General features: G+C 72.5%; 14 protein-coding genes. 6 read left to right on the top strand and 8 right to left on the bottom strand.

Annotated features, from left to right (window positions below; genetic code table 11):
- Positions 1–50 precede the first annotated feature (50 nt).
- Positions 51–917 (bottom strand): 16S rRNA (adenine(1518)-N(6)/adenine(1519)-N(6))-dimethyltransferase RsmA, encoded by an 867-nt coding sequence (gene rsmA, locus ABZS51_RS29605; protein ID WP_355447673.1) that lies wholly within the window; start codon positions 915–917, stop codon positions 51–53.
- Between the two features lie 70 nt (positions 918–987).
- Between rsmA and ABZS51_RS29600 the strand changes: the two genes are divergently transcribed.
- Both ABZS51_RS29600 and ABZS51_RS29595 read left to right on the top strand, forming a co-directional pair.
- Positions 988–2,874, top strand: a complete 1,887-nt coding sequence (locus ABZS51_RS29600) for a protein kinase (protein WP_355447671.1) — start codon at positions 988–990, stop codon at positions 2,872–2,874.
- Entirely contained in the window at positions 2,874–4,085 is a 1,212-nt protein-coding gene (locus tag ABZS51_RS29595; RefSeq protein ID WP_355447729.1) for a hypothetical protein, read from the top strand. The genes ABZS51_RS29600 and ABZS51_RS29595 overlap by 1 nt, the downstream gene beginning before the upstream one ends.
- 33 nt (positions 4,086–4,118) lie before the next feature.
- On the opposite strand, the gene ABZS51_RS29590 is transcribed toward ABZS51_RS29595, so the two are convergent.
- From ABZS51_RS29590 to ABZS51_RS29580, 3 genes are read right to left on the bottom strand one after another with little or no spacing between them, the layout of a single operon-like run.
- Complete coding sequence (locus tag ABZS51_RS29590; RefSeq protein WP_355447668.1) at positions 4,119–4,979, bottom strand: TatD family hydrolase; 861 nt, start codon at positions 4,977–4,979, stop codon at positions 4,119–4,121.
- A complete protein-coding gene (gene metG / locus ABZS51_RS29585) occupies positions 4,976–6,757 on the bottom strand; it encodes a methionine--tRNA ligase (protein ID WP_310709635.1) in 1,782 nt (593 codons plus the stop codon). Before metG ends, ABZS51_RS29590 begins: the two co-directional genes overlap by 4 nt.
- A 57-nt stretch (positions 6,758–6,814) precedes the next feature.
- Positions 6,815–8,119, bottom strand: coding sequence for a glycosyltransferase family 2 protein (locus tag ABZS51_RS29580; RefSeq protein ID WP_310709634.1), 1,305 nt, complete (start codon positions 8,117–8,119; stop codon positions 6,815–6,817).
- 99 nt (positions 8,120–8,218) lie between these two features.
- Here ABZS51_RS29580 and ABZS51_RS29575 point away from each other — a divergent pair, with 99 nt between their 5' ends.
- Complete coding sequence (locus tag ABZS51_RS29575) at positions 8,219–9,769, top strand: hypothetical protein (protein ID WP_355447663.1); 1,551 nt, start codon at positions 8,219–8,221, stop codon at positions 9,767–9,769.
- Here the strand turns inward: ABZS51_RS29575 and ABZS51_RS29570 are convergent.
- Together ABZS51_RS29570 and rsmI are read right to left on the bottom strand one after the other, a co-directional pair.
- Positions 9,705–11,285, bottom strand: coding sequence for a phospholipid carrier-dependent glycosyltransferase (locus ABZS51_RS29570; RefSeq protein WP_355447660.1), 1,581 nt, complete (start codon positions 11,283–11,285; stop codon positions 9,705–9,707). The genes ABZS51_RS29575 and ABZS51_RS29570 overlap by 65 nt on opposite strands.
- A gap of 10 nt (positions 11,286–11,295) precedes the next feature.
- On the bottom strand, positions 11,296–12,144 hold the full coding sequence (gene rsmI / locus ABZS51_RS29565) for a 16S rRNA (cytidine(1402)-2'-O)-methyltransferase (RefSeq protein WP_355447657.1): 849 nt from the start codon (positions 12,142–12,144) through the stop codon (positions 11,296–11,298).
- 77 nt (positions 12,145–12,221) lie between these two features.
- On the opposite strand from rsmI, the gene ABZS51_RS29560 reads away from it, so the two are divergent.
- Positions 12,222–13,853 carry a phospholipid carrier-dependent glycosyltransferase gene (locus ABZS51_RS29560; protein WP_355447654.1) on the top strand — a complete coding sequence of 544 codons (1,632 nt, stop codon included), beginning with the start codon at positions 12,222–12,224 and terminating at the stop codon, positions 13,851–13,853.
- 110 nt (positions 13,854–13,963) lie between these two features.
- Entirely contained in the window at positions 13,964–15,148 is a 1,185-nt protein-coding gene (locus ABZS51_RS29555; protein WP_310709629.1) for a hypothetical protein, read from the top strand.
- A gap of 7 nt (positions 15,149–15,155) precedes the next feature.
- On the opposite strand, the gene ABZS51_RS29550 is transcribed toward ABZS51_RS29555, so the two are convergent.
- Positions 15,156–15,554 carry a MerR family transcriptional regulator gene (locus tag ABZS51_RS29550; protein ID WP_310709628.1) on the bottom strand — a complete coding sequence of 133 codons (399 nt, stop codon included), beginning with the start codon at positions 15,552–15,554 and terminating at the stop codon, positions 15,156–15,158.
- Between the two features lie 62 nt (positions 15,555–15,616).
- On the opposite strand from ABZS51_RS29550, the gene ABZS51_RS29545 reads away from it, so the two are divergent.
- Positions 15,617–16,399, top strand: a complete 783-nt coding sequence (locus tag ABZS51_RS29545; protein ID WP_355447650.1) for an MBL fold metallo-hydrolase — start codon at positions 15,617–15,619, stop codon at positions 16,397–16,399.
- A 48-nt stretch (positions 16,400–16,447) separates the two neighbouring features.
- Here the strand turns inward: ABZS51_RS29545 and ABZS51_RS29540 are convergent.
- On the bottom strand, positions 16,448–18,021 hold a 1,574-nt coding region (locus ABZS51_RS29540), incomplete at its 5' end, for a DUF6493 family protein (RefSeq protein ID WP_355447647.1).

The raw sequence follows: 18,021 nt of genomic DNA, 5'->3' as shown, positions 1-18,021 counted from the left end.
CGGGGGGCGTGGCTGTGGAAAAGTGGCCGCGGAAGTGGCTGCGGTGCGCCTTACGGCTGGGGCTTGTGTTCGGCTATGCGGGCGAAGGCGTGGATGTCCAGTTGTTCGCCGCGCGCCGACGGGTCGACGCCGGCCTCCCTGAGTGCCGTCTCCGACGCCGCCGAGCTGCCCGCCCATGACGACAGAGCCGCCCGCAGGGTCTTGCGGCGCTGGGCGAACGCGGCGTCGATCACCGCGAAGACCTCCCGCCGCGTCGCGCTGGTGGGCGGTGGGTCACGCCGGACCAGCGAGACGAGGCCCGAGTCCACGTTCGGTACCGGCCAGAAGACCGTGCGGCCCACCGGCCCGGCCCTCCGGACGTCGGCGTACCAGGCGGCCTTCACCGACGGCACCCCGTACACCTTGGAACCCGGCCCCGCCGCGAGCCGGTCGGCCACCTCCGACTGGACCATGACCAGGCCCTTGGCCAGTGACGGCAGCGCCTCCAGCAGGTGCAGCACCACCGGCACCGCCACGTTGTACGGCAGGTTGGCCACCAGCGCCGTAGGAGTGTGACCGCCGAGGTCGGCGGGGGCGACGCGCATGGCGTCGGCCGGGATCACGGTCAGCTTGTCGCCGAGGCCGCGCTCCCCCACGGTGACGGGGAGCTGGGCGGCCAGCACGGGGTCGATCTCGACGGCCACGACATGCCGGGCCGAGGGCAGCAGCGCCAGCGTGAGCGACCCGAGGCCCGGTCCCACTTCGATCACCACGTCTTCCGGCGACAGGTCCGCTGCCCGTACGATGCGCCGGACGGTCCCCCCGTCGATGACGAAGTTCTGTCCTAGCCTTTTCGTAGGACGAAGATCGAGCTTATCCGCCAAAATACGTATCTCTGTTGGGCCCAACAGCCTCATCATCCAACCAGTCTCCCGCATCGAAGAACGTGCGATGGCGTACGGGGGGACCACAGGGGAGGATGGCGTGGAACAGGAAGGGACATCCCTCATGGAGCCAACGGGCGCCGCGCCGCTCCGCCCGACGGATCTGCGGGAAATCGGTCCATACCGGTTACTCGGCCGCCTCGGGGAGGGCGGCATGGGCACGGTGTTCCTGGCCCGCGCTCCTACGGGGCGGTTCGTGGCGGTCAAGGTGGTGAAGGTGGAGTTCGCCAACCAGGAGGGGTTCGCGGTCCGCTTCCACGCCGAGGTGGAGAACGCGCGCAAGGTGGCGTCGTTCTGCACCGCCCAGGTCCTCGACAACGGCAACACCGGCGACGGCCGCCCGTACATGGTGACGGAGTACATCGCGGGCACCCCCCTGTCGGCGCAGATCTCCCAGTACGGCGCGCTCGACCCCGGTCCGCTGCACGGCGTCGCGCTCGGCGTCGCGGCGGCGCTGGCCGCCATCCACGTGGCGGGGCTGGTCCACCGCGACCTCAAGCCGGCGAACGTCATCCTGTCGCTGTCCGGCCCGCGCGTGATCGACTTCGGCATCGCGCGGGCGCTGGACCGCGAGACCGGGTTCACCCTCTCCGGCGAGCTGATCGGCAGCCCGGGCTGGTGGGCTCCCGAGCAGGTACGCGGTGAGGCGATCACCCCGGCCGTGGACATCTTCGCCTGGGGCTGTCTGGTCGCCTACGCGGGCAACGGCCGTCACCCGTTCGGACGCGGTGACGTCATCACGCTGGCCTCCCGGGTGCTGCACACGACGCCTGAGCTCGGCACGCTGCCCGCACCGCTCAACGATCTCGTACGGCAGGCGACCTCGATGGACCCCGCCCAGCGGCCCTCGGCGCAGGATCTGGTGATCGCCCTGGTCGGCGGCGCGCTGCCCGCTCCCGGTGCGACCGCCAAGGCCGCCCCGGCGGTGGACCCGCCGACGCTCGTGGCGACCGAGCTGATGAGCGAGTGGCAGGCGCCGCAGAACGTGGTGGACGAGCCCGACGTCACCGCGACGTTCGCCACTCCCCCGCCCGCCGACACCCTGACGAGCCGAACGGCGGTGGAAGCCCCCACCGTGCCGCCCTCGCCCTCGCCCTCGACGGCGCACGCCGAGAGGTCGGGCAAGGAGGGGATGGGCGGGCTGTCGGAGGAGGAGCTGGCGCGGCGCGAGGAGCTGGCCGCCAGGGAGGAGCTGGCCCGCTGGGAGGCCGAGGCGCAGGCTCAGGTCGAAAGCCAGGCGCGGGCCCACGCGGAGGCCGAGGCCCAGGCCAGGGCGAAGGCCTCGGCCGGGAAGGCCCCGGCCGAGGACAGGGGGAAGGGCCAGGAGGTCCGACAGGCCCAGGCCGGGATCGGGGCTGGGGTGGTGCCAGGGCGGGCCGCCCGGCCCGTGGAGGCGTCCGACACGACCCCGCCGCAGGATCAGCACGGGCGGCGTCCGCGTGGCACCCGGTGGCTCATCGCCGCGGCCGCCGCCGTCCTGGCCATCGCCGTCACCGCCGCCGTCCTCATCGTCACCTCCAGCCGCAACGTCGCCTCCCCCACCCGGACGCGCACCGCCTCCCCCACGGCGCAATGGGAGCCGGGCGACCTGGGCCGCAGGTTCGCGCTGGGCACGGCGTTCGACGATCCGGTGCTGGTGGTCGCCACGGCGCCGACGTGCGGGCTGAAGGAGTACGAGGGCACGCGGCAGACCCAGGGGCAGCTCTGCGTGGTGCGCTGGTCGATGATCAACCCGGGGGGTGCGCCGCGGGAGATCGGCAGCCCCGCCGTGTCGATCCTGGACGACAAGGGCGGCCGGCACGACCCGGTGCCGGTCCGGCTTCCTGACGTGATCGCGCCGGGTGGCCGGCTGGACCGGGCCTACGTCTTCGACCTGCCGCTCTACCGCACGCCCGTCCGGCTCACGGCGACCCTGCTCAAGGGCGGCCGCCAGGTGGAGGTCAGGCTGTGATGATCCTGCGGGCGACGGTCGCCCTGGCGGTGGCGCTGTCCGCGACGGCCCCTCACACGACCACGCTGTCCACCCGGACACGGGCAGTGGCCTGTACGAGTCCGAGTGACTTCGACGGTGACGGCGTGGACGACGTGGCCGTGGGTGACCCGTTCGCCGATGACGACAAGGGTGCCGTTCAGGTCGTCTCCGGGCAGAAGGTCGTGCCCGTCCCGGTGCCCGGCCTGGCGCGTGGTGACGGGTTCGGCTGGTCGGTGCGGCTGGCCAAGGTCAACGCCGACTCGTGCGCGGACCTGGTCGTCGGCGCGCCGTTCACGGACGTGCGCGGCAGCGAGGACGCCGGCGCCGCCTACGTCGTGTACGGCGGTGGCGCGGCGCCGCCCAGGCAGCTCACCGCGTCCGAGCCGCAGCGTGACGCCCACTTCGGCTGGTCCGTGGCCGGCAGGGGTGACCTGGTGGCGATCGGCGCCCCGTACGAGGACGAGGCGCGGGTGACCGACACGGGCGCCGTCTACGTGACCAAGGGCGAAGGCCGGCCGCGCCGGATCAGCCAGGAGTCGCCGGAGGTCCCGGGCAACGGCGAGGTGGGCGACCAGTTCGGCTGGTCGCTGGCCTTCGGGGCGGGCGACCAGCTGATCGTCGGCGTGCCGTACGAGAACGACGACGGCGCGGGCCGGCAGGTCGGCTCAGGCAAGATCGACTCGGGCTCGGTCGTGGCCATCGCCGACCCGCTCGCGCCCGACCTGTCGGGCGCGAAGATCGACTCGCCCTCCGACGCCGACGGCGACAGGTACGGCTACGCGGTGGCGTACGCCGAGGGCGTGGGCCTCGCGGTGGGCGCGCCCGGAGCCGGCTACGTGCAGCTCCTCAACCCCGAGCTCACCCCCTTCAGGACCGTACGGCAGGACGGCAAGCAGGCGTTCGGCTTCGCCCTGGCCGCCTCCGCCGACGGCCGGCTGGCCATCGGCGCCCCGTACGGCGGCGGCGTCCGCGTGATGCCGTTCAGGAACCCGGGAGAAGATCGCATGCTGCCCGGCACGGGCGACGATCTGACGGGGTACGCCGTGGCCTTCGCCGGCAACAAGCTGTTCGTGGGCCGCCCGGACGCCGCGCCGTACGGGAAGGTCGCGGTGACCGGCCGCAACGCCGAGGACCCGCAGGAGGTGCGGCCCCTCAAGGGGGCCGACTTCGGGATGTCGCTCGGGAGCTAGGCCGGAGCCAGGCCCGAGCAGATTCGAGCCAGGTCACCATGCGCCGAAGACGGCGACGCCGTTGGCGCTGATGGCCTCGCACAGCGAGCCCGGGTCGACGCCCCTGACCTCCGCCAGGCAGCGCAGCGTCAGCGGGATCAGGTAGGGCGCGTTGGGCTTGCCGCGGTGCGGCACCGGCGGCAGGTAGGGGGCGTCGGTCTCGACGAGCATCAGCTCGACCGGCGCCACCCGGGCCGCCTCGCGCAGGTAGCCGGCGTTCTTGTACGTGACGGGCCCGGAGAACGACATGTGGTAGCCCGCCGCCGCGCACTCCGCGGCCATCCCGGCGTCGCCCGAGAAGCTGTGGAACACCACGACCGGCGGCGCCCCCTCCTCCGCCAGCACCTTCAGCACGTCGCCGTGCGCCTCGCGGTCATGGATGACCAGCGCCTTGCCGGTGCGCTTGGCGATCTCGATGTGCGCCCGGAAGGAGGCGTGCTGGTCGTCGCGGCTCGCCCAGTCACGGAAGTAGTCGAGCCCGGTCTCGCCGACCGCGCGCACCTCCGGCCGCCCGGCCAGCGCCTCGATCTCGGCCAGCGCCTCGGGGGTGGCGGCGTGCGCCTCGTTGGGGTGGATCGCCACCCCGGCGTGGACGTCGGCGTGGGCGGCCGCCACCTCGGCGTTCCACCGGGAGGACGGCAGGTCGTAGCCGATCGTGACGAGCCGCGTCACCCCGACGGCGCGGGCGTCGTCGAGGATGCCGCTCACGGTGGCCGACGCGGCCTGCGCCGCCTGGGCGACCGGGTCGCCCGAGGACGCCTGCCGGTCGCCCACCATGATGTCGAGGTGACAGTGACTGTCGAACACCGGAGCGGGCAGCGGCTCCGGTGCGGCGGGCGGCGTGCTCACCGTCACTGGCCCAGCCGGGCCAGCTCCTCGTCGACCACCTTCGGGTCGAGCTTCTTGAACAGCGGCACCGGCGGCGCCAGCGGGACGCCCGGCTTGATCGGCTGGTGCTCCCAGCGGGCCGCGCCGTCGTAGTCGCCGGTGATCACCGGGTACGGGGCGCCGCCGTCCTCGTCGACCTCACGGATCTCCGGCATGCCGGACCACACGCCCTCGCCGCCGAGCATGGCGTGGACCTTGTTGGACGAGCCGGGCAGGAACGGCGTCAGCATGGTCTTGGCGTCGTCGACGACCTGGAGGGCGACGTGCAGGATCGACTTCTGCCGGTCCGGGTCGTCCTTGAGCTTCCACGGCTCCTGCTCGGCGAGGTAGCGGTTGGCGTCGCGGACCACGTCGAGGGCCTCGGTGATGGCGTTCTTGAACCGGGAGCGGTTGAGCTCGGCGCCCACGGGTCCGAACGCCTCGCGCGAGCGCTGCAGCAGCCGCCGGTCGGCGTCGGTGAGGTCGCCGGCCTCGGGCACCTGGCCGAAGTTCTTGGCGGCCATCGAGATCGACCGGTTGACGAGGTTGCCCCAGGCGGCGACCAGCTCGCCGTTGTTGCGGTTGACGAACTCCTGCCAGGTGAAGTCGGTGTCCTGGCTCTCCGGGCCCGCCACGGCGATGTAGTAGCGCAGGGCGTCGGCGTCGTAGCGCTCCAGGAAGTCGCGCACGTAGATGACGACCTGGCGCGAGGAGGAGAACTTGCGCCCCTCCATGGTCAGGAACTCGCTGGACACCACTTCGGACGGCACGTCGAGCGTGCCCAGCGACCCGGGCTTGCCGTCGCGGGCGCCCTGGCCGTTGTAGCCGAACAGCATCGCCGGCCAGATCTCGGCGTGGAAGACGATGTTGTCCTTGCCCATGAAGTAGTAGCCGCGGGCGTCGGGGTTCTGCCACCACTGGCGCCACGCCTCGGGGTCGCCGGAGCGCCTGGCCCACTCGATCGAGGCGGACAGGTAGCCGACGACCGCGTCGAACCACACGTACAGCCGCTTGTTGGGCTGGTCGCGCCAGCCGTCGAGCGGGATGGGCACGCCCCAGTCGAGGTCGCGGCTGATCGCCCGCGGCTGGAGGTCGCCGAGCAGGTTGAGGGCGAACTTCAGCACGTTGGGCCGCCACTCGCCCTGCTTGGCCTGCAGGTAGGAGCCGAGCACCTCGGCGAAGGCGGGCAGGTCGAGCATGAAGTGCTCGGTCTCGGTGAAGACCGGGGTCTCGCCGTTGATGCGGCTCTTGGGGTTGATGAGCTGGATCGGGTCGAGCTGGTTGCCGCAGTTGTCGCACTGGTCGCCGCGCGCGCCGTCGTAGCCGCAGATGGGGCAGGTGCCCTCGATGTAGCGGTCGGGCAGGGTGCGCCCGGTGGTCGGCGAGATCGCCCCCATCGTGGTCTTGGGGAAGATGTAGCCGTTGTCGTACAGGCCCTTGAAGATCTCCTGCGCGATCGCGTAGTGGTTGCGGGTGGAGGTGCGCGTGAACAGGTCGTAGGACAGGCCCAGCCCGGTGAGGTCCTCGGCGATGACGCGGTTGTAGCGGTCGGCGAGCTCCTTGGCGCTCACGCCCTCCTTGTCGGCCTGGACCTGGATGGGCGTGCCGTGCTCGTCGGTGCCGGAGACCATCAGCACCTTGTTGCCCGCCATCCGCTGGTAGCGGCTGAAGACGTCGGACGGCACGCCGAATCCGGAGACGTGCCCGATGTGGCGAGGTCCGTTAGCGTACGGCCACGCGACGGCGGTCAAGATGTGCTGGGACATGGTTCCAAGACTACGGGTCGGGGGCGGGCGGCTCGAACCGATTCCCCGCCCCTCGGGTCAGCGGGTGGTGGTGTCCTCGCGCGGCGCCGCCTCGGCCGGCTTGTCCGCGGCCTGCTCGACGGTCTTCTCCACGGCCTTCCCGGCCTTCTCGGCCTGCTCGCGGGACACGGCCTCGGCGGCCTCCTCGGCGGCCTTGGCGGCCACGTCGACGGGGGTCTCGCGGGTGCGGCGGATGCCGAGGATGCTGACGAACAGCGCGGCGAAGATGGTCTGGAAGCTCATGATGAGCGCCGTCGCCGAGGGCACGACGATGCGCAGCGACTCGCGCGGGTCGAGCTCGCCGAAGCTGCGGACCTGCCAGTGCACCAGCGACATCACCAGGCCGACGAGGCCGGCCAGGGCGAGCGCCCCGCCGACGACCAGGCCCTTCTCCAGGCTGACGATGTCGATGAGCTTGCGGATGCGGGGCGACTCCGGCAGGAATCCCTCCTCGGCCGCGTAGACCTTGGTGAACACGGCGAACAGGACCGCCTGGAACCCGATCACCACCGCCGCCGACGCGCCGACCAGGGTGTCGATGTCGAAGGCCAGCTCGCCGATCTCCACCGGGCCGAAGGTCAGCGCGGTGCCGGCGACCAGGCCGATCGCCATCATGACGAGGCCGGGGTAGAAGAACAGCCACTTGGGGCTGTAGAGCAGCAGGAACCGCAGGTGACGCCAGCCGTCGCGCCAGGAGCGCAGGTGCGGCGGGCGGGAGCGGCCGTCGGGCGACAGCGTGGTGGGCACCTCGCGCACGTCCAGGCCGGACAGCGTGGAGCGGACCACCATCTCGGAGGCGAACTCCATGCCGCCGGTCTGCAGCTGCAGGCGCAGGATCGAGTCGCGCCGGAAGCCGCGCAGGCCGCAGTGGAAGTCGCCGATGGCCGAGGGGAAGAACAGCCGGCCGACGAACGACAGCACCGGGTTGCCCAGGTAGCGGTGGAGCGGGGGCATGGCGCCGGGCGAGATGCCGCCCTTGAACCGGTTGCCCATCACCAGGTCGGCTCCGTCGCGGAGCTGCTCCACGAACGGCAGCAACGCGGTGAAGTCATAGGAGTCGTCGGCGTCGCCCATGATGACGTACTTGCCGCGGGCGGCCCGGATGCCGCCCATGAGGGCGTTGCCGTAGCCCTTCTCGTCGACGTGGACCACGCGGGCGCCGGCGTCTCGGGCGAGTTGCTGGGAGCCGTCCGTGCTGCCGTTGTCGGCGATCAGCACCTCGCCCTCGATGCCGTGCTCCTCCATGCACGCCAAAGCCTTGCGCACACAGACTTCCACGGTCTCGGCCTCGTTGAGGCAGGGCATGACCACCGTCAGTTCCACGTCTCAACCCTTCAGTTAGGACACTTCAGGCACACCATCATGCCCTCTGCCCAGACTTGGTCGGGGCAAGTCCTAGAAACGGCTGGCATTCTTTACAGCATGGTGAGCGTCGCGGAGATTACTCCTGTGGACCACTCCGCCCCTGGCCGGACGGCGCGTGCGCTGGGCTTTCTCCGCCGTCATCGGGTGTTCGCCGTGGCCTTCGCCCTGGGTGGAGTGCTGCGGATTGTCACCATGCTGGGATACGGCCCGGCGATGTGGTTCAACGACTCGTACGAGTACGTCTCGGTGGCGCTGCATCCGCGACCGCACCCGATCAGGCCGGACGGCTACGGGTTCTGGCTGCTCGCGCTCAAGCCGTTCCACAGCTTCACGCTGGTCGTGCTCACGCAGCACCTGATGGGGCTGGCCACGGCGGTGCTGATCTACGCGCTGCTGCGGTGCAGGTTCGCGCTGCCGAAGTGGGGAGCGGCGCTCGCGGCGGCGCCGGTGCTCTTCGACGCCTACCAGATCCAGCTCGAACAGCTCATCATGTCCGACTCGATGTTCATCCTGCTGGTCGTGGGCGTGGTGACGCTGGTCCTGTGGCACCGGCGGATGTCGTGGCAGGTCGGGGCGCTGGTCGGCCTGCTGCTCGCGCTGACCTGGCTGACCCGCTCGATCGGGCTGCCCATCCTCGCGCTCGTGGTGGCGTACCTGGTGGTCAAGCGCACGAGCTGGAAGGCGATCGTGGCGGTCGTGCTGACCTGCGCGGTGCCGATCCTCAGCTACATGGGCTGGTTCTCCGCCAGCATGGGCAAGTTCGCCATGACCAACAGCGACGGGCTGATCCTCTACATGCGCACGGCCATCTTCGCCGACTGCTCGAAGATGCACATCGACAAATATAAGGAGCTCCAGCTCCTCCTGCTGTGCATCAACGACCCGGTCGATCAGCGCAAGCAGTACGCCCAGTGGTACCTGTGGGGCCAGGGCGGCGGTGGCACGGGCACCGGTGAGGTGCTGCACCGGTGGGGCGCCGGCAAGAAGTTCACCGAGATCACCAACGAGGCGGCCAGCGCGTTCGCCACGCGGGCGATCCTGTCGCAGCCGGGCGACTACCTCGAGGTGGTGGCGCGCGACTTCTTCCGCGCCTTCCACTGGGGCCGGCCGCGCTTCCCGGACGAGCAGACGTACCTCATGTACGAGTTCCAGCCCTATCTCGCCGACTGGCAACTCGACGCCTACGGCCGGCCGAAGCGGCTGCCCAACTGGCCGTCCTACCAGGGGCGTACCGACACCGACGCGTTCGCCTACGAGCAGGGGCCGCCCGAGACGCGCATCGTCTCGCCGTGGGCCGACATCATGAGCGGCTACCAGAAGGTGTTCTACCTGCGGGGCATCCTGCTGGGCGGCATCATGCTGGTCGGCCTGTACGGCGTGGCGGTGCGCTGGCGCAGGTTCGGGGGGCCGGTGGCGCTGCCGTGGCTGGGGGCGTTCGGGCTGCTGCTGGCGCCGGCGGCGACGGCGGAGTTCGACTACCGCTACGTGCTGCCCGCGGTGCCGCTGGCGTGCGTGGCGGCGGCCATCACGCTGCGCCGCGGCATCACTTGGGGGCGACCTCGACCCACGAGCGCGTCAGCATCCGAGCCCACCACTGTGCCTGCGTGAGCAGCTCGCCGGTCAGCACGGGCGACAACCACCAGAAGTCGATCAGCACGACGAGCGCGAGCGCGCCCACGGCGGCGGCGCCGACGGCCCGCCGCGCGGGCCGGGCGTCCTCCCGGCCGAGCACCAGTCCGGCGACCAGCGTGAGCCCCAGCACCATGAACGGCACGACGGGGATCATGTAGAACAGGTACATCGTGCGGTTGTCGGCGATCGCGTAGTAGAACCAGGGCAGCCAGCCGGCGGCCACCGCGAGCAGCACCGCCCCGGCCCGCCAGTCGCGGGCCGCGGAGTACCGCACGACGAGCCCCAGCAGGGCCAGCCAGGCGGCGAACCAGAGGGCGGGCGTGCCGGCGCCGATCACGGCCTCGGAGCACGCGGAGGCGCCGCAGCCGGCCCTGCCGCCCACGTAGTGGAAGGTGACGGGCCTGAACAGCACCGGCCACGTCCACGGCTCCGACATGTACTCGTGGTAGGCGTCGAGCTCGGTGTGGAAGCCGAGGACCTGCAGCTGGTACTTCAGCCACGACCGCACCGAGTCGACGACGAAGAACAGCGGCCCGGAGGAGGTCGCCCGCTCCCAGTCGCGCCCGTACCCGCCGTCGTGGGCGAACCAGCTCCCCCACGAGGCGAGGAAGGTCAGCGCGGGCGCGAGCCCGAGCGCCGCGCTCGCGGCCGGCAGGTCCAGCGAGAAGGCCCCCTTGTACGGCTCGCGAAGCCCGGCGGCGCGCCTGGCGCCCATGTCCCACGCGAAGCTCATCAGGGCGAACGCGACCAGGAAGAAGATCCCGGACCACTTCACCGCGCAGGCGGCGCCCAGGCACACCCCGGCGGCGACCCGCCACGGCCGTAACCCGAGCCGGGGGCCGTACGAGGTCAGCGGCGAGGTCTCGTACCGGGCGGCGAGCCGGCCGCGCGCCCAGTCGCGGTCGGCGACCAGGCAGGCGAACCCGGCCAGCACCCAGAACATGAGGAAGATGTCGAGCAGCGCCGTGCGGGAGAGCACGAGGTGCAGGCCGTCGAGGGCGAGCAGCAGACCGGCCAGGCAGCCGAGCAGGGTGGAGCGGGTCATCCGGCGCGCCACCCGGGCCAGCACCAGGATCGACAGCGTGCCGACGACCGCGGCGGCGAAGCGCCAGCCGAACGGCGTCATCCCGAACATCCACTCGCCGGCGCCGATCATCCACTTGCCGAGCGGCGGGTGGGCGACGAACGCGGCGCAGTCGGCGGGGTCCGGGCAGTGCTGCCAGATGTCCAGGTCGCCGGTCATGATGCGCCGGTCGGCGATGGGGTTCTTGGCGTCGCCCAGGGTGGTGCGCTCGACGCCGAAGGTGAGCAGGGAGTAGGCGTCCTTGATGTAGTAGGTCTCGTCGAAGACGATCGAGCGGGGCTCGCCCAGGCGGACGAAGCGCAGGATCCCGCCGAAGACGGCGACGAGGACGGGGCCGAGCCAGCCCCACAGGGGGGCTCCCTGCATCGGCGGCACGAGCCTGCGCGGTGAGCTCCCCCAGTCCTTCACGGACTGCACCCTAAGGCGTGGTAGATCTTTTGTGTACCGCGTCGTAGAGGTCCCGCTTGGGCATCCCGGCGGCCTTGGCGACGTCGGCGACGGCGGCCTTGCGCTGCTCGCCGGCGGCCACGCGGCGATCGACCTCCGCGACCAGCGCCTCCACGTCGGGCGGCCCCTCGTCGGGCACGTGGCCCGCGACCACGACGGTGATCTCGCCCTTGACCCCGCCGGCCGCCCACGCGGCCAGCTCGGCCAGGCCGCCGCGGCGCACCTCCTCGTAGGTCTTGGTCAGCTCCCGGCAGACGGCCGCGCTCCGGTCGGGGCCGAACGCCCCGGCCATCGCCTCCAGCGACTCGCGCAGCCGGTGGGGCGCCTCGAAGAACACCATCGTGCGCTCCTCGCCGGCCAGCGACGTCAGGCGGCGGGCGCGCTCGCCCTGCTTGCGCGGCGGGAACCCCTCGAAGCAGAAGCGGTCGCTGGGCAGCCCGGAGACGGCCAGGGCGGTCGTGACGGCGCTCGGGCCGGGCAGCGCGGTGACCGTGACGCCCTCCTCGACCGCCAGGCGGGTCAGCCGGTAGCCGGGGTCCGACACGCCCGGCATGCCCGCGTCGGTGATGACGACGACCGTGCGGCCCTCCTTGAGCGTCTCGATGAGCTCCTGGGCGCGGCCGGCCTCGTTGGCGTCGTAGTAGGAGACGATCCGGCCGCCGATCTCCACCCCGAGGTCGGCGGCCAGCCTGCGCAGCCGCCGGGTGTCCTCGGCGGCCACCACGTCGGCGCTCCGCAGCACGTCGCGCAGCCGTGGCGAGACGTCGCCCGCCTGGCCTATCGGGGCTCCCGCCAGTACCAGCCTGCCGTCTTCTCTCACCCGGCCATTGTGGCAGGACCTCCCGATCGGACCGTGTTCACGGGTAAACACCGGCTTGAGGCCCGTACGATGTCCGAATGGCGGTGACCGATTTCGCGTACCACGCCTTTGGTGAGCCGAAGGCCGACGAGAGCAGTCCCCCGGCGCGTTCCGTGCGCGAGCGGATGGTCCCGCCCATGCCCTCGAACCCGCTGTGGGGGTGGCTCGGGCCGCTGCTCGTCGCGGCCTTCGGCGGGGCGCTGCGCTTCATCGGCCTGGCCCATCCGAAGGCCGTGGTCTTCGACGAGACCTACTACGCCAAGGACTCCTACTCGCTGATCTCGTGGCTGGTGGAGCGGGTCACGGTCAAGGACGCCGACAAGGCGATCCTCGCCGGCAATCTCGACATCTGGCAGAAGTGCGCCCCCGACCAGCTCGACAAGTGCGCCTCCTACGTGGTCCACCCGCCGCTCGGCAAGTGGATGATCGGCGCCGGCGAGTACATGTTCGGGATGACGCCGTTCGGCTGGCGCTTCGCCGCCGCGGTCGTCGGCACGCTGTCGATCCTGGTGCTGGCCCGGGTGGCGCGCCGGATGACCCGCTCCACCCTGCTCGGCTGCTTCGCCGGTCTGCTGCTCGCGCTGGACGGGCTGCACTTCGTGCTGTCCCGGGCCGCGCTGCTCGACATCTTCCTGATGTTCTGGGTGCTGGCCGGGTTCGCCTGCCTGGTCGCCGACCGCGACTGGGCGCGGCGGCGGCTGGTCGAGTGGTACGAGAACGGCCCCCTGTCGCCGGAGGGCCCGTCGCTGGGGCTGCGGCCGTGGCGGATCGCCGCGGGCGCCTGCCTGGCGGCCGCCTGCGCGGTGAAGTGGTCGGGGATCTTCTTCCTGGCCGCGTTCGCCGTCATGGCGGTGCTGTGGGACTTCGGGGCGCGCCGGGCGGTCGGGCTGCGCCGGCCGTACGCGGGGGCCTTCACCAAGGACGTGCCGCCCGCGGTGGCGGCCTTCGGGGTGGTGCCGTTCGTCACGTACATGGCGACGTGGACGGGCTGGTTCGTCACGGCCGGCGGTTACGGCCGCAACTGGGACCAGGCCACCTCGGCGGGGCCGTTCTACTTCGTGTTCGACTCGATGCGGTCGTGGGTGAAGTACCAGTGGCAGGTCTTCACCTTCCACAGCGGGCTGGAGACGTCCCACCCGTACATGTCGGAGCCGTGGCAGTGGCCGCTGCTGCTGCGCCCGGTCGCCTTCTACTACGAGGGCAGGCAGAACGTCTGCGGCACGCGCGACTGCTCCGAGGCCGTGCTGGGCGTGGGCACGCCGGTGATCTGGTTCGGCGCGCTGCTCGCGCTGGTCGCCCTCATCGCCTGGTACGTCGCCTCCCGCGACTGGCGGGCCGGGGCGGTGCTGCTGGCCTACGCCATGGGCTGGCTGCCCTGGTTCTACTTCGCCATCGCCCAGAACCGGACGATGTTCCTGTTCTACGCGATCCCCATGGTGCCGTTCATGGTGCTGGCCATCACGTTGTGCGCGGGGTGGCTGATCGGGCCGGCCACGCGCACCGCCACCGGCGCGCTGCCGATGAGGCGCACGATCGGCGCGGCGGTGGTCGGGGCGTTCGCGCTGCTGGCTCTCATCAACTTCTGGTGGCTGCACCCGATCCTGTCCGGCGAGCTCATCCCCTACACCGAATGGAAGGCCCGCATGCTCTTCGACAAACGGTGGATCTGACAGTGGCGGCCCACTTACCAGTTGTTTCGTAGGGTAGATCCGTGCACGACCCAATACGCACCGGCTTCGGGCATCGTCAGGCCCGGGGTCGATACGGCAAACTTCGAGGCATGAGTGCACCAGACGTCGCCGCGCTCCTCGCCGAGTTGGAGCGCTCCGAGCCGGATCTGGCCGAGGAGGCCAGAACGGCCGTCGAGTGGCTGACCGGCGGCGAGCCGCTGGAGACGGTGACGCAGCTCGATGTCTGCGAGTTCCTCTGGTACACGCTCCCGCTGAAGGTCGGCGGCGACCACGAGCGGCTGGCCCGCTCGCTCGGCCGCCTGCTCCACCTCGGCGGCCTGCGGCGTTACGCCGCGCTGTGCGTCTCCCCGACCACCCTGGACATCCTGCGCACGTACGCGCGCGAGGGCGAGGACGCGGGCACCGTCGCCTACCAGGAGGCCCTGGAGGCCACGGGGGTGCTGCCGCCCGACGTGCCGGACCTCCAGTGGAGCACGATCATGGGGCCGGAGGAGCTGGGCGCGCACGTGGCCTGCTCCGCTGCGCTGGAGCTGGCCATCCTGGCCGGTGAGGAGGTCGACCGGGTCGCGCTGACCCGGCGCTGGCTCACCGAGCCCCGGGCCGACCTGGGCGGCGACAGCTGGCTCAACCGCGTCCACGGCGAGCGGCTCAACCGGTGGGTGCTGGGCCGCGGTCCGGCCCGCCGGGAGCTGGCGCAGCCGTTCGAGGTGCGGCTGCACGCGCCGGTGCCGGCCCAGCCGGTCCCCCAGCTCCACCGGCTGCTGTCGCTGGCGGCCTCGGAGGAGAGCCTGCCGATGCGGCTCGCGCCGTCGCCGGAGGCGCTGCGGCTGCGCGACCTGGCCGAGCGGGAGCTGAGCGCGCTGCGCCGCGACGGCGCCAGGCTGTCCATCACCGCCGTGGGCAGGCGGCTGCTGCTCTCCCCCGACACCATGTGGGAGGCGGTCACGCGGCTGCTGCTGCCGAAGGGCGAGCAGGAGTTCGAGCTGTCGGCCCGGGAGGCGGCGCTCATGCTGCTGGCCGACGGGTCGCTCATCTCGCCGGCCGAGCTGCGCCGCCGGGTGGCCGAGGTGGTGGGCGACGAGGGCTGGCATCCGGCCACGGAGCCGGGCGACGTCGCCAAGCCGGTCGACGACCTGGTGGAGCGGCTCACGGCGCTCGGGCTCGCGTTCGGCGACGAGCTGGCCGTACGCATGTCGCGGGTGGGCCACTTCGCGGCCCTGGCCGCGCTGCGCGGCCACGCGCTGCGGCCCCGCCAGTACGTCAGCGCCGGCTGAACCCTCCTCAGGGGGCGCTGACGTTCCGGATGGCTCGCTTGAAGTCGGGGCACTCGACGAGCGGGTCGTGGGCGCAGACGGCGGCGTGGCGCAGGCTGTCGCGCAGCCGGGTGAGCTGACGCACCCGCGCGTCCACCTCCCGCTCCTTGACCGCCATGCGCTCGCGCAGCGCCGTGTCGGACGGCCGGGCCCCCAGGAACGCGCCGATCTCCGCCAGCGTGAACCCCGCGTCGCGGGCGCAGCCGATCAGCCCCAGCCGGTCGAGCGTCTCCGGCCGGTACGCGCGGCGCAGGCCGTTGCGCGCCGCCGACTCGATGAGGCCCTTGCGCTCGTAGAACCGCAGCGCCGACGGGGCCAGGCCGGACCGCCGCGCCACCTCACCGATGTCGAGCAGTGTCTCTTCCATCAACGACGCCCTTCATTTCGCGCGCTTGACTTGAACCGCGCTTCAAGTCGCATTGTAGGCGCATGAAGATTCACCACCTCAACCTCGGCTCGATGCGTGAGATCGAGTCCACCACCGGCCTGCCCTCCGCCCCGGCGGTCTGCCACGCCCTGCTCATCGAGACGCCCGCGTCGGGCCTCGTGCTCGTCGAGAGCGGCCTCGGGCTCGACGACATCACCCGCCCCGGAGAGCTGCTCGACACCGAGTGGGTGGAGCAGGTGACGCCCGCGCTCGCCCCCGCCGAGACCGCCGCCCGGCGGCTCCCCGCGCTCGGGTACGACCCCGCGGACGTGCGGCACATCGTGCTCACCCACCTGGACGTGGACCACAGCGGCGGGCTGCCCGACTTCCCCGGTGCCGCCGTCCACGTCATGGCGGCCGAGCTGGAGGCCGCCGCGGAGCAGGCGCCGAGCCGGCGCTACCGGCCCGGCCACTGGGCGCACGGCCCGCGCTGGGTCACCTACGGCGAGGGCGGCGAGACCTGGTTCGGGATGGAGGGCGCGCGGCCCCTGGAGGGGCTGGACGACCTGCTGCTCGTGCCGCTCGGCGGGCACTCGCGGGGACACGCGGGCGTGGCCGTCAGGGACGGCGAGCGCTGGCTGCTGCACGCCGGCGACGCCTACTTCTACCACCGCGAGCTCGAACCGGAGCCCGTCGCGCACCCGCTGATGGACCTCGTCCAGCAACTGGCTCAGGTGGACGCCGAGCTCCGGATCGCCAACCAGGCCCGGCTGCGCACGCTGGCCCACGAGCACGGGGTGGACGTGTTCTCCGCCCACGACCCGTGGGAGCTCGCCCAGCGGTGAACCGGACTCGTAAGGAGCGTGCGTGAGCCGGGCCGGCGGGCCTGGCGGCTAAGCGGTGAGAGTGGCGTGCAGGCGGCGGGCCTGGCGGACCAGGCCGGTCTCGCGTGGGCGGGCGGCCAGCTCGGCGACCGGCGCCAGCGCGCCGCGCGCCCCCGCCCAGCCGGCCACGTCGGCGGCGAGCGTCATCATCCGGGTGTGCGTGCTCGTGGCCCGCTCGCCCGGCCCCGGCAGGTAGCCGGTCAGCAGCCCGGCCAGCACCCCCCACACCTCCCGGTGCGCGCCGCGCCGGGCCAGCTCCTCCAGGGCCCGCAGCACCCCGGCGGGGCTGTAGCAGCGGTACTCCCACCGGGTCTCGTCATACCGGAGCAGCGCGGCGAGCCCGCGGCCCGTCCCCTCGCCCGGCAGCCCGCCGGAGGCGGCCAGCTCCAGCAGGCGCGGCACCGCCTCCTCCGGGCTCTCGCACAGGTGGTACGCCACGAGGAAGCCCACTCCGTCCCCGGCGGGGCCCTCGGCGGCGGCCAGCGCGGTCAGGGCGTCGAGCCCCGGCTTGCTGTACGGGGCGTACGACAGCAGGCCGTGAACGGCGTGGGCCGCGGCCAGATCCCGGTGGGAGGCCAGCACGGGCAGCAGCAGTTCGAGCACCTCGTCGCGCCGCGAGTGCGTCATCTCCCCGTCCAGCACGGTGATCCCCGAGCCGCCCGCGAACAGGACGGGCACGATCAGCGGGCCGTTCGGGGAGTCTTCCCAGCGCAGCTCCACGCGGGGGTCGACGCGGTCGGCGGACAGCAGGCGGGCGACCGTCCGGCCCGCCGCGCCGGTCAGTCGCGCGGCCCGCCCGGCGACCTCGGCGGACGCGGTCCGCGACAGCCGGAGCAGCGCCTGCTCCAGGTCCACGGGCAGCGGCTCGACGCCGTCGCGCTCGTAGCCCTCCAGGCGCTCCACCAGCTCCGCCGCGTCGAGCACGCCGCTGGCGTAGGTGGGCGTGGCCAGCAGGTACGGCGGCAGAGTGCCGGCCGTCAGCGCCTCGTAGACCTCGGCGTAGCGGCGCAGCGGCATGAGCCGGCTCAGCCTCGCGTGCCCGGACTCGGGGACGCGCTCCCGGATCGTGGCGGGCGCGCCGAAGCTCGTGGTCCGCTCCGCGGCCCTGCGCTCCGTGCCAGGGTCGGCCAGCTCCTTCGCCATGGCCATCACCCACTCGTCGGCGTGCCACCAGGGGCGTCCCCAGAGCACCCGGGTGCGGAAGCGGGCGGCCACGGGGGCGAGGGCCTCGGTCAGGCCCCGCCGGTCGCTCGCGGCCAGCCGGACGAACGCGTCCAGCCAGCGCTCCGGCGCGAGCCAGTCGTACTCGCTCGACGTGAAGCCGGTCAACGCGTCGGGCGCCGTCACCGGCGGCGGCATGCGGGCCGGCCTTGGAGCCGGAGGCAGTGAGGGTGGGATGAACCGGGCCGGGTCCGGCAAGGCGGGCACCGGGTCCCCGCCGAACACCTGGGCGAGCTCCACCCCTTCTCCGGCCGGCATCAGTGCGACGGCGTCGCGGATCACCGACGCGCCGTCGGGGGTGAAGCGGCCGGCGTGCTTGAGCGCCAGCCGCGCGGCGCGGGCGCGGGCCTCGCCGGCCTCGC

The sequence above is a fragment of the Nonomuraea sp. NPDC005501 genome (genome assembly GCF_040605905.1).
Lineage (GTDB): Bacteria > Actinomycetota > Actinomycetes > Streptosporangiales > Streptosporangiaceae > Nonomuraea.
This window is presented reverse-complemented; position numbering and strand designations above follow the sequence as displayed.

Excerpts from the sequence above, each read along its gene's own strand:
- rsmA (WP_355447673.1), bottom strand. The coding sequence starts at position 917 with ATGCGGGAGACTGGTTGGATGATGAGGCTGTTGGGCCCAACAGAGATA.
- ABZS51_RS29600 (WP_355447671.1), top strand. The coding sequence starts at position 988 with ATGGAGCCAACGGGCGCCGCGCCGCTCCGCCCGACGGATCTGCGGGAA.
- ABZS51_RS29595 (WP_355447729.1), top strand. The coding sequence starts at position 2,874 with ATGATCCTGCGGGCGACGGTCGCCCTGGCGGTGGCGCTGTCCGCGACG.
- metG (WP_310709635.1), bottom strand. The coding sequence starts at position 6,757 with ATGTCCCAGCACATCTTGACCGCCGTCGCGTGGCCGTACGCTAACGGA.
- ABZS51_RS29575 (WP_355447663.1), top strand. The coding sequence starts at position 8,219 with ATGGTGAGCGTCGCGGAGATTACTCCTGTGGACCACTCCGCCCCTGGC.
- ABZS51_RS29560 (WP_355447654.1), top strand. The coding sequence starts at position 12,222 with ATGGCGGTGACCGATTTCGCGTACCACGCCTTTGGTGAGCCGAAGGCC.
- ABZS51_RS29555 (WP_310709629.1), top strand. The coding sequence starts at position 13,964 with ATGAGTGCACCAGACGTCGCCGCGCTCCTCGCCGAGTTGGAGCGCTCC.
- ABZS51_RS29550 (WP_310709628.1), bottom strand. The coding sequence starts at position 15,554 with ATGGAAGAGACACTGCTCGACATCGGTGAGGTGGCGCGGCGGTCCGGC.
- ABZS51_RS29545 (WP_355447650.1), top strand. The coding sequence starts at position 15,617 with ATGAAGATTCACCACCTCAACCTCGGCTCGATGCGTGAGATCGAGTCC.